5 protein-coding genes are annotated in these 12,091 nt (G+C 59.0%); all 5 read left to right on the top strand.

The window, feature by feature from the left end; genetic code table 11:
• Positions 1-19: 19 nt before the first annotated feature.
• From FH041_RS10930 to FH041_RS10910, 5 genes are read left to right on the top strand one after another with little or no spacing between them, the layout of a single operon-like run.
• Complete coding sequence (locus FH041_RS10930) at positions 20-2,422, top strand: hypothetical protein (protein ID WP_104925947.1); 2,403 nt, start codon at positions 20-22, stop codon at positions 2,420-2,422.
• A 52-nt stretch (positions 2,423-2,474) separates the two neighbouring features.
• Positions 2,475-4,760, top strand: coding sequence for a hypothetical protein (locus FH041_RS10925; RefSeq protein WP_104925948.1), 2,286 nt, complete (start codon positions 2,475-2,477; stop codon positions 4,758-4,760).
• A 3-nt stretch (positions 4,761-4,763) separates the two neighbouring features.
• On the top strand, positions 4,764-7,652 hold the full coding sequence (locus FH041_RS10920; protein WP_140174564.1) for a hypothetical protein: 2,889 nt from the start codon (positions 4,764-4,766) through the stop codon (positions 7,650-7,652).
• A gap of 16 nt (positions 7,653-7,668) precedes the next feature.
• The gene (locus FH041_RS10915) at positions 7,669-8,187 is read left to right on the top strand and encodes a hypothetical protein (protein ID WP_132578882.1); all 519 of its coding nucleotides are present in this window, start codon (positions 7,669-7,671) and stop codon (positions 8,185-8,187) included.
• Between the two features lie 38 nt (positions 8,188-8,225).
• The gene (locus FH041_RS10910; protein WP_104925950.1) at positions 8,226-12,086 is read left to right on the top strand and encodes an RHS repeat domain-containing protein; all 3,861 of its coding nucleotides are present in this window, start codon (positions 8,226-8,228) and stop codon (positions 12,084-12,086) included.
• Positions 12,087-12,091 lie beyond the last annotated feature (5 nt).

Genomic DNA, 12,091 nt, shown 5'->3' with positions numbered 1-12,091 from the left:
ATTAGCGGAGGCGTCAACCATGAGCAACTCGAAGGCCGCCATTGTCCAATGGATGCGCGTCAAGCACCGACTGTCAGGCTGGGGCAGCATCGCAGTCATGGATCGCGCCAAGCTCAACCAGCTGCTGAGCCAGGAATACATCTCCCGCTTCGGTGGCAACGGCATGCTGCCGCCCATCAATGGCGATGCTTCATTGGTTGGCAACTACAAGGTGTATTTACAGAACTTCATCCTCGACCGACCCAGGCTGTCATTCGAAAACGCCGATTTGAACAGTTCCAAGGCACGCTTGCGCATGACGGTGATCGGTGGCAATCAGGTCAATCTGGAGCGGCGGGGCGACTGGTACATCTACCGCATCGACTGGGTCGATCCTTTGGTGGGGCCGCAACTTAGTCTTGAGTTGGACTTGAACGACGTGCCTGGCGATGTCGCCGAGGATGGCGCAGTGTTCCTGGATTTGCAGCGCAGCGATGACTTCCAGTTGTCGTTTCCTGATCACAATCAGATCCAGCAATTGAGTGCGGATTTCTTCAAGCGAAAGTTTCAAGCCCTTGAACCGGCTCAACGTGTTTGGCAATTAGGGCAAATTATACCAGGGTCGGAGCCGCTGCTTGAACCCGCGTCTTTTCGCCTGCGCACTCAGTCTGCGCCCACCGCCGAGGTTGGCGAACAGGGCGACGGTGCAGTACTGGCATTCGTTCGTATGCACGGCTCCCACGAAGGCAACCTGCCGGGTAATGAGTCCGACTTCAAGTACCTGATCCCGAGTGAGGGGAATTACTCGGCAACGGTGTTGTTCGACAAGCAGCGCTTGATGGTGGCGACCTTGCTGCAGGCGCTGCGGCCTCTGTTGAGTGACGATTCGGTCTTTGCCGTGACACACGATGAGCAGGGTCAAATGGAGTCGGTCAGGGCCATTTCGGGGCACATATCGTTCGAGCGGAAGGAGTTTAGCCGATACGGGGCCTCGTTTTTTGCGATTGAGGGTCAGCGTATCAACTACGAGGTGCACTGGGGCCTGACCATCGACCCAATCGTGCTAAAGGACAACTTCAGTATTTCCTTCATCGGTGAGCGTATGGAATTTAAGTTTGTCTTGAACCCGGTCGGCTTCACCGAAGTGTTGAGTTTACGAGATGACCTGGGTTTTCTTGACGAAGATGACTTCCGCCAGTTCGATGATATGCCGGTAACTTACCCCTCCGAATTAGCGGCTGTTTATCAGATGAATGAAAGCGGTGTGATGGAATTACTGGACTTCAGCCTAACGAGACCCGCCGAGCCGCAGCCGCCGGAAGAGGGGACGGAAATCCCGGCCTCGCTCGCCACTTCAGCGATAAATCGGGACCTGGTGCTGAAACTGATCTTTCTTGAAATGTTAATTGTGACATACCTAGCCGTTCGAGATCCCCTGACTAGCCTGGTCCAGTTAGTCATACGCCCAATCCAGCGCAATTTACAAGCTGATATGCTGGTCGAGCAGACGGCCCGCGAGACGCTACGCACGAAATTCGGCGGTGCGATCATAGCGGACGATGTCGTAATGCCTAAAGACATAGCCTGCTTCGGCAGCATCGCACCCCGCCTAACTACCTTCGAGCTCTCGCCCCTGGAGCCGATCATTTCCGCTAGGGCTACCCAACCACTGACCGTTACGCCATTGACCCCGGGGCTCAATTGGTGCGCAGAACTTGTCTGGGGACAGTCTTCAAGCCCAGGTACGGTGATCGACGGCCTCTTCCAAGCTCCCCCAGTCAGCGCAATCGACGGCGATTTCATCCGCGTGAAAGTGACGGCTACCGATCCGCAGACAGGGTTTGCCGCCTCTGCCTTGATAACGGTGGTGACCAATGTGCTGAGCGTCAGCCCATTGGTTGAGTTGTGTGACGCCGAGGACCGAGTGCCGTTGAGCGCAGCGGGCGCCAGCGGCGCTGACCTGGAGTGGCGGATCCTGGGCGACACGCCTGAAGGCCGCTTGGCCAGCACCACCGCTAGCCACAACACCTACTTCGCCAGGCCCGACAGCTCTACATCCGAGCACCTGATTGAACGTATCGAGGTGTGCGACAAAGAGACCGGTCAGACGCGTCAGATATGCATCGTGACGCGCAGTAGAAGTGGCGCTTCGGTGGTGTTGCAAGCCATGGATCTGGCGAAGGGTACGGCCCAGTTGCAGTTGCAGCTCAACGCCAGCGACCTCGAGGCGGATTGGACGGTGTTGGCCGGCCCAGGTCGCATGGAGCAGAACCTCTACCACGCCGACCCGGCGAGCGCCGAGCGTTTCGCGATCGTCGAGGGGCGCTTCGAGTTTCCACCCTTTGGGGTCTTCACCAACGTCATCGTCCTTGCCTTGCCCTTGTTCGATCACGATCAAGCCTATCGAACGCTGTGCGCCGAGGTGACGGGCGTGGCGGGTTGACAGGTCGCTTGGGCGAACGCTTGCACTTAACGTACCGAATCAGGAGACGCTCATGTCTGGTAATTCATTAGGCGCATTGCTGGCCTGGATGCGTGATAACCCGAACCTCTCTGGGTGGGACTTCATCACTGCGTTTTCGGCCGGCCAACTGAATAGTCTGCTGCAGGCCCACCATGTGCAGCGGTGGTTGACTCACACGGCCATTGATGACCTGACTGGGACTCTGCAGATCGCCAATACCAAACTGACCTACCATTTGTTCGGGTACCGGCTGGGCCCTGCAAGCCTGGTGCCTGGCCAGGCGTCCTGGCAGACGCCGCGCCTGACCCAGGCAGTCGCCATGGAAGGGGGGTTGCTGGTAGCTACGGAGCGTGGCGAAGTGACTGCGCTCAGTGCCCACGATGCCTTGGATGCCTTGGCCCTGCAGTATCGCTTGCCTGTTGTCAGCGACGGCCCACGCCTGAGTGTGGACTTGGCTCAGATCGAGCAGGTGCACTTCGCATTGAGCGATCAGGTGGCAGGCAGTGAGGAAAGCACAGCGTTCATCCGTGCATTGTTCAATGCCCTGCCCGAGAGCAAGCGTGTCAGTACGCTGTTCGACTTCCCCAGTGTGCCTGGCAACCGCTTCCTGGGTGTGCGCCAGCTTGCTCTGCGTACCCATGACAGCAAGGCCGATGGCCAGCTGGCAGTGGTGCTGTTCGCATCGCTTGAACAAGGGCCGACCGGCAGCTTACCTAGCGACCGGTCGAATTTTCCGTTCCTGCTGCCCGACGACCTGCCCGGCGATGTGCCAGCCAATGCCTGCGTGTTGCTGTCCAGGCGCGTCCTGCACCGGGCGGCCTACGCCAATGGCTTGACTGGGATGTTCGATGCTGCCGCGTTCAGCTATACCCACGCGGGCCAGGTATTGACTGAGATGCGGGCGACCTCAGGTGTGCTGCGCGGGGCTCGTAGGCAGGTGCGCACACGTGATTTCATGTTCAACTGCGAAGCATTCGAAGTGCCGGCGGCGGGCGGAATCAAGCCCTTGGGCGCGTTGTTCGACGACGATGGGGTGCAGATGACGTGGCGTTCGCAGTTCGCGCTGAAGTGCTCCTATACCCGGCATGACTCGCAGTATCCGCAACTGCTGGCAGTAACCTTTGCGTTCACCATGTCGCACCGCTTCGACCTGTGCCTGGCGACCCCGGCCGAGGACGCCGGTGGGCTATTGCTGGGCTATTTCCACTGGCCCTTGGGTGTTATCGGCGAAGTCACCCCAGTATCGGGCATGCCCACCTTGCCGGCAGCTGAGGTGGCGCAAATCGAACACGCCGCTGGGTTGGTCCTCAAGCAGGCCATACTCGAAGGGCTTTCACGCAACCTGACGGCCTATGTTCCAGAGCAGTTGTTGGCCACCGCCTTGCTGCCCGGGGGAACGTCGTTGTTCGTGGAGCACGCCGAGTACCCCCATGGACTGGCGGCCTTCGTCAAGGCACAAGGCGCCGACGCTTTTCGCTTGATCGACGAGAATGTCCACTTGGCGGCAGGTGCATCCCATGTGTTTCGCGTCTATCCCCCACAGGTCGGTGTGCGTTGGAGCGTTGCAATCTTGCCGGGTGAGCGGGGCGAGCCCGGCAGAATCGACCCGACCACCGGTGTCTACACGGCGCCGCCACGGCATGCGATTGACGAGAATGGGGTGAAGATAAGGATAACCGTCACTCAACCCTCCACCGCAATACAGCAGGTTGGCTTGATCACCGTGTTGCCTCACGCACTGACCGTCAATCCGTTGATCCAGGTGTGTTGGTCGGAAGATCAGGTGGAGTTGTCGGCCGGGACCACCGGCGAGCAGCTTGAGTGGCAAATCATCAACCCGCGTCCAGGCAGCGGTACCTTGGACGTCGTGGAAGGGGCGCCGTTCAAGCGCACCTACATCGCCGGTGCCCAGGTCGCGGACCTGCACTATGTGCTGGACGAGGTACAAGTGCGCGACGTGACCAGCGGGCAGGAGCGCTCACTGCATGTGCTGGTCCGGCAAAAACCATCGAGCCTCACCCTGACGTGTACGCCACTGGCTGCCGGGCGTCGGCAGTTCACTGCGATGTTCAATGGGCAGCCCATGGCCGACGTGAATTGGCGCGTGGCCCTCGGACCGGGCCATTTCGTGCAGCGTGGCCGTTATGAGCCAGGCTCGAACGATGGTGAGCGTTTCCTGCTGGTGTTCGCCGACCTGGACTCCCCCTTCGGTCTTTTGGAAGGGCACCTGATCGTGGTGCTCGATGAGCGTTGGCCGGACGCGGCATGGGTCGGGTCCGAAACCACAACGCACTCAGACATAGATCCACGAGGATAGATCATGGCCTATTCAAAAAGACAAATGCTTGAGCGGCTGGGTAAAGGTTCCGCGACCTTGGGCTGGGGTGCAGTGGCGGCCTATAGCCGGTCCAGGCTTAACCGCTTGCTGATGCAACAGTATCAGCAGCGCTTGGATACACTGAGCTTTCTGCCGCCCTTCAACGATGAGTTGGCGTTCACCGGCGCGCGTGCGGCGGTCATCGAGCTGGAGGGACTGGAGTTCGGTGCACCGCGACTGTCGTTCATCAACGCTTCTTTGACCAATTCGCGGGCGCGGTTGATCATGAACCTGATCGCAGGGCGCTGCACCACCGTGCAGCTGAGCGATGGCGCCTTGATCAACACGTTCAACGTGACCGAGGCCATGGGCTATACCCTGGAGATTGACCTGGACCTGATGCTGGTCACAGGCGAGGTCGATCGCCATGGCCGGGTTAGCCTGGACCTCGCCCATGGCAGCAGCCTGCGCTGCAGCTTGCTGCAAGATCAGCCCTTGCTCAACCAGCAACTGGTGACAGCGCTTGAAACCTGGTTTCATGGCCTGCCTGCACGCATGACCCAGTTCGATCTGGGGATTGTTGATCTTCAAGGCTATCACCCACTGAGCCCACGGCGTTTCATCATCCGCACCCAGGCAGCGCCGGGCGCCAAGTTGAGTCAGGCTGTCAATCAGGGCGATGGCGCGGTACTGGTGTTCATTCGTGTGAGTGCCAACAGTGCCGACGGTTACTACCCCGACAGCAGTTACCCTTACCTGATCCCCGATGGTAACTACTCAGCCAGTTTGCTGTTGGACCGTTCGTTGACCAGGTATGCAGACGGTCAACAACTGGAAATACTCAATAGCCTGTTGTTTCCTGGCACCTATGCCTTCGTGGAGGCCGAGCGCCATGAGCCCTTCGACATGCTGGTGCTGGGCAATATCGACCCGCTGGTTACCACCTATTCGGTGGAGCCCGCCGAAGCGGTTATCAAGGCAGGCGAGGCGCTGAGTTTTACCTTGCATGACGGCCAGGGCAGGGCCGTAAGCGCTAGCCGTTGGCATGCAGTAAGCCTGCACAGCCACTTGCCGCAAGGGCATGGGCAGATCGACTCAAAGGGGCGCTACAGTGCGCCCAGCCCCCAGGACATTGGCCACCAGAGCCTGACCGTGGTGGTGACTGCCGAGCTCGATGGCACAAAGCCGGGCGAGGTCTTCGTCGCCTCCGCTCGCCTGCAAGTGAGTTTCGAGTCGGTAGCGACGTTTCCCAACGCTGCGAGTTACTGGCCAGACCAACAGGAGGTGATTCCTTTGGCTGGCTGGCAGAAGGATGCACAAGGGGTGCAGTGGTCGTTGCTCGAACCGTTTCATGGTGAGTTGTCCGACCAGGACCAGCACCGTGCGCTGTTCGTACCCGACCGCGGGCCTGGCGTACGGCCACTGGTCGTACAACAGGTGCAGGCGCACGCCGGACAAGCTCGCGATGCGGCATTGGTGATGGTCAATAGCCAGCCGCTTTTGAGCCTGTACCCAGCCCATGTGGCGAATGTACAACATGGGCAAACTGCGCAGCTGAGTGAGCCCGTGCAGTTCATGCCAGGCGCCGACCGCCGCTGGCGTGTGTTATCAGGGGAGGGCGAAGTTGACCAGACTGGCGCCTTCTCCAGCCGTGGCCAGCACAGTGGCACCAGCGTGGTGACGTGTGAGGTGGTGAGTAATGGCGTGGTGTTCGCCAGCGGCCATAGCGTTGTGCAGCATAGCGACCTGGAAATGGAAGGCAGTTGGAAAGAGCTGAATCAGTTCACGGTCAGGGTCATGAGCGGCCAGGATGGCAACCGCCAGGGCCGCCAATTCAACAATGGCTTCCAGCAGCTGGAACTGGAAGTCTATGTCGAGACAGCTCAGGTCAATGGTAAGGACTATCCCTTGAGCGTGACCGAATTGGCAACGCTGGGGCTTTACCACGAACGCACGCCTGAGCGCGTGAGCACGCTTGCCCTGGAACGCGAAGGCATCGAACTGGGCGATCCTGAACTCTGGGCGGTCAGTACCCGACCCAATCGCTTTCACCTGGCGAACGGGCGCGCGGCGGCTGCCGCGCCCCGGCGTGCAGTCACTAACCGCGAAAGCATTGTTTACCTGTACTTGCACTGCCGAGCGGGCGCTGGGCAGACCCGGCAATTCTATGCGGGTTTCCAGGCCGATTCCAAACAGATGCATTATTCCACCGACACCACCGTGCATAACGCGAGGATCGAAGTGTCGGCGGCGCAGTTGCAGGTGCTCGAGAACGACTACAGTTTCACGCGCCAACGGGTCGATGGCGGCGGCGGCAATAATGAGCAAGATGATTTCGATTTCTTCCTGACGACCATTGATTACTGGACGTTCCGCTACGCGCACGCCAAATTCGTATCCTGTGAAGTGCTGGGTATGGAAGGAAATCGGGTGTCACCGCTTACAACACCGAACATTTCGATGATCACGTGGGAAGGGCCCAGCCAGAATGACCGGATGTTCAGCTACACAGGGCTGATTTTCCATGACTCTCTTGAACCTTACCCTGAGACTGTAGAGTTTGATACTGCCATGGAATCCATTCGCAAAGATCTTGAGTTGGACGCGCTGCCAGTTGATCGACGGTGGTATGCCTCTGGGTCATTGGTGCTGGTGAACTTGCGCCGGGAAGATGTTTACAGGCTCACTCTCCAGGATTGGGTAAAGCGGTGGTTGACACCATCGCTGGTCGTGTTGCTGCGTGACGAAAATGGCAACAGCCACTACCGTCGCTTCAGTTACTTGTCAACCAGTAAGCCTGAGCACCGTAATTACCTTGATCACATCAGCGTTTCGCCGAACGTTCTGAACGCGCCCCAGCGCGCCGTATTGACCTTGCATAATAACGCTTGAATGAAAGGGGTCGACGATGAAAATCCAGTACTTGATGGTGCCAGTGCTATCGCTGCTCCAGGCGTGTAGTCATGGGACCGATGCGGTAGCTGCACAAGACTACGGCAGGTTGCTGATTGCTGAGCGTTATGAAAATCAGTCACCTGTCAATTCCTGTTCCATCCCGATACCGGCGCCAAGTGATTCGATGCACACCTATAGATTAGAAAATCACGGTTGTAAGAGGAACTCGGATTATTTTTCCATGAGCAACGTCGCCTCGGCGGTGGAGATACGGTTCTATGATCAAGTTGATTGTAAAGAGGTGCCTGTGAAGCCTGTGCATCCGCCCCGTGAAAACAATTGGACTGCCCACGTCGAAACGATAAAACATCCGACGACCACCCGGTGGGTAAAAATGACTGAAGTGCGAGACACGCCGGTCCGCGGTATTGTGGTAGCGGGTGTCCAATTACTTAAAAAAGAAGTGATTTCTACCATCGTTCCTCCATGGGAGCATCAACTCAGCTGCGTAAAGATTCGTAATCTCCCATAGCATCCAACCCACTGTTACCGCCAAGGCCGGGGGGCACCATGTCCGTCAAGCACTCACTCCATTCCAACGCCTTCAACTTCATGAGCTTCATCCAGGGCGGTGTCGATCCGCGCACCGGGCAATACACGATGAAGATCGAACTGCCCGACCTCTGTGCCAATACGTTGCTGGGCCCGGAATTCACACCGACGTTGTCATTCTCGCCCCTCAATATCATCGACTCCGGCTACGGCGCTGGCTGGACGCTCCAGTTATCCCAGTACACACCGGATAACCAGGTGCTGGCCTTGGGCACAGGCGAAACGTACCGCATCACCGACCGGAATGCGCAGCCGATGGTGCTGGCAGAGCAGAAACTGGTCAATTTCAAGGTCTATCGTGACAGTGATGATGCCTTCAGGATTGAGCACCGCTCGGGCTTGGTAGAGATACTGACTCGCCAAGGCAGTAACCAGGCTCCGGTATTCTTGCCGGCTCGGCTGTTCTCGGCCCAGGGCCAGAGCCTGGCTTTCACGTATCGGCTGTTCAACAGCCAGCATCCGGTACTCGACTCCATCAGTGACGACACTCAGCAGAACGATGGCAAGCGCCGTATCCTGTTCCAGACCGCTCGCACGGCCAATGCCGTCGTGTTGAAGCTGCACCCGTTCGTCGGTGCAGACGGAGCGCCCCTGGTCACCTACGACATGCAGCTCAAGGAGGATGATCAACGGGTCGAGCGCATCAGTGTATTGGGCGAAGCGCAGGGCAAGCAGGTCGAACAGGCGCGGTGGGATATGATGTACGTACGTACACACGGGCACCTCTGTCTGAGCCGTGTGACTACGCCAACGGGAGCAGTGGAAATGCTCTCATACGCTGATGCCGGTCACCAATTCCCTGCTGGCAGCGGCCGGCCTTCGCCGCTTCCCCGGGTCACCCGGCATCAAATCGAACCCGGGGCAGGGCAGCCTTTGGTGGATGTGGACTACCGCTACCCTGGCGCGCACAACTTCATAGGTGGCGGCACATCGCTGCCATGGCGCGACGATGGCTTGGATAACCTCTACAAACTCGCCGACAGCGATACCTACGAGTATCAGAGCGTGGAGGTCTGGAAACAGGAAGGCCAGGAGATTCGTAGCATCACCCGCACCTTCAACCGTTACCATCTGCTGACTGAAGTAAAGACCCTGCAAGGCAATTGCCAACAAACCTCTGCCACGGGATACACCATTAACGCAGGTGGCTTCCACCGCCAGCCGCCCACGTTCCAGTTGCCCACCGAGGAAACGCGCCGGTGGGTGGTGGTCGGCAGCGAAGTACCCGCGCGTTCGGAATCGGTTATCAGTACCTACGATAACCATGGCAACGTCTTGACCCGCAAGGAAGCCAACGGCATCGAGGTGCGCAACGAATGGTTCCAGGCGGCGGAGCAAGAAGGGCATCCGCACGACCCCAGTGGCTTTGTGCGGCACCTCAAAAGCACGACCACCTATCCGGCCAGCGACGGGCAGGGCTTGGCACCGGTGCTCAGCCAACGTTTCAGCTATGTGGCCTATGCGCCGCTTGACGACGCCGAGCAGCCCGGTCCAAGGTTGACGGTGCCGTGGTTCGAAGTCGAAAGCGAAACGCTGGTCGATGTGGACGATGGCGAGCGCTGGCTGGAGTGCACGCGTTATGAGTACGAACATCAGGCAGCCAGCTGTATGGGGCGGGTGAGGGAAAAAACCGTGCAGTACCCCGCAGGACCGGAGGATCCACCCGAAGCGACCCTCGATACCGTCACCCATTATGACTACTCTACGCCACTGAGCACCTACACCCGGCAGAGCGTCTTGCACACGCTTGAGACGCTGACCGGGTACGACGGTGAGGTCAAGCAGACCACCCTGGAGCATTCGCTGCACACCGGCCAGCCGCTGCTCAACCGCGATGACAATGACGTCGAAATCCGTTACGAGTACGACCCGTTGCAACGGGTGACCCAAGAGACGGTAGCGCCGGGCAAACCCCACGAAGCCACTCGACGCTATACGTATTTCTTGCGAGATTCCGCTAACGGTGTGCCCGAACAGTGGCAGTTTGACGTCAAGGGCGTAAAGACCATCACCTATCTGGACGGTCTGAACCGGGTGGTCGAGGAACAGCGCATGGACGTCGATCACCCTCTGCTCGGCGAAACGCTGCGCCAGACCTACCGCGCCGGGTACGACGCACTGGGTCAGATGCAGACGCAAACCGAAATCGACTGGCTCGGCGATCAGCAGCTGGAACTGACCAGCACGTTCGAGTACGACGACTGGGGCGAGCAGGACTGCGTGGTTGGGCCAGACGGCGTGCGCGAGTACACGCGCACTGACCCCGTCGGTACCCCTGCTTCCAAAGGCCCTGTTATCACCCAATGGCGTGAGGTACTCGACGAGCAGGGGAACCTCGTCTCCAGCGGTATCACCGTTACGTGGCTCAACCTGTTCGATAAACCCACGCGTATAGAACGCTTTGCGCCTGGCAAGCTGGAGCCAGCTGACGCCATCAGCCTGCAACGCAATCAGTACGACGGGCTCGGGCGCCTGTTCGAGGAGAGCGTAGGCATGGCGGGCAAACCTCAGCGTGTCAATCGATACACCTATGACGCCTTCGAGCGCTTGGTGATCCACACCCTGCCCGATGCTGCCCAAGTGCGGCGAAGCTTTGCCGCCCATAGCCGCGAAGACCTGCCCACGCGTATCAGCGTATCGAGCAGCCGCGGCGGCGATCAATTACTAGGTGAACAAGGCTTCGACGGCCTGAACCGGCGTATCAGCGCCACGACCGGGGGGCGCCTGCAGCGCTTCGAGTACGAACCCGGCCAGCGCAAGCCGTGCTGGGTAACCATGCCCAGCGGCGAGCGTGTCCATTACGAGTACCAGCCCAGCCTCAGCGAGCAGCCTACGGTGCGTACGGTCGGCGGCGTCACCACCCGCTTCACCCACGATCCACAAAATGCGCGCTTGATCGACTGTGAAATCCCTGACCTGCGCTTGACTCGGGATCATTTCAGTAATGGGGACGTGAAAGTGGAAAGGCGCTGGGTTGAGGGCGAGGCTGCGCCCTTCGAGATGCGTTACGACTACAGCTATCGCAGCCGTCTGCTGGAGTACCAGGATGTGCTCGGCCAGGTTCAAAGCAACGACTACGATGCCCTGGGGCAGCTGAAATGCACCACCTTGTACGCCGCACTAACCGACCAGCCGCTGCTTCAGGCCCACTTCAGCTACGACCTATTTGGTCGCCTGCACACCACGACCACCCGGGACATGGCCAGTGATCAGGCGCTGCGTACGCAACTGCGGTATGACCCACATGATCGCGAAGACCTACGCACCTTCGAGTTCGGCCGCTTTGCGCTGGACGAGGATACGGGCGAGTGGGTCTTCGTGGCCGAGCATACTCAGACCCTCAGCCAAGCTTATGATGACGTCGACAAGCTCGTCCTGCGGGTACTGTCCGATGAAACCGGTGTGCTACGCGAAGAATCCTACAAATACGATTTGCGCGGACGCCTGACCGACTACAACTGCGCGGGCGAGCAATGTCCGATTGACCCCTATGGCCAGCAAATCAAGACTCAACTGTTCCGCTTGGATGCGATCGACAACATCGACCTGTTGACGACCACTGCGGCCGACAATAGCCGTTCGCGGGTCATCTACAAATTCGAAAATGCCGCGGACCCAGCGCAGTTGACCTCCATCGAGCATTCATCTCTGCCGGCGGTGCAGCTGCGCTATGATGCCAATGGCAACCTGATCCAGGACGAAGCCGGCCGTACCCTGACGTACGATGCGTTGAACCGGCTGCAGAGTGTCGATGGACCCACCGGTGCTGCTCGCTACCATTACGATCCCGAAGATGTACTCAGCGGTATGAGCCAGTAGAAGGC

This window comes from Pseudomonas sp. SWI7 (assembly GCF_006351945.1).
GTDB lineage: Bacteria > Pseudomonadota > Gammaproteobacteria > Pseudomonadales > Pseudomonadaceae > Aquipseudomonas > Aquipseudomonas fulva.
Note: the sequence above shows the minus strand (reverse complement) of the source record. Positions and strands in the feature narration are given on the sequence as shown.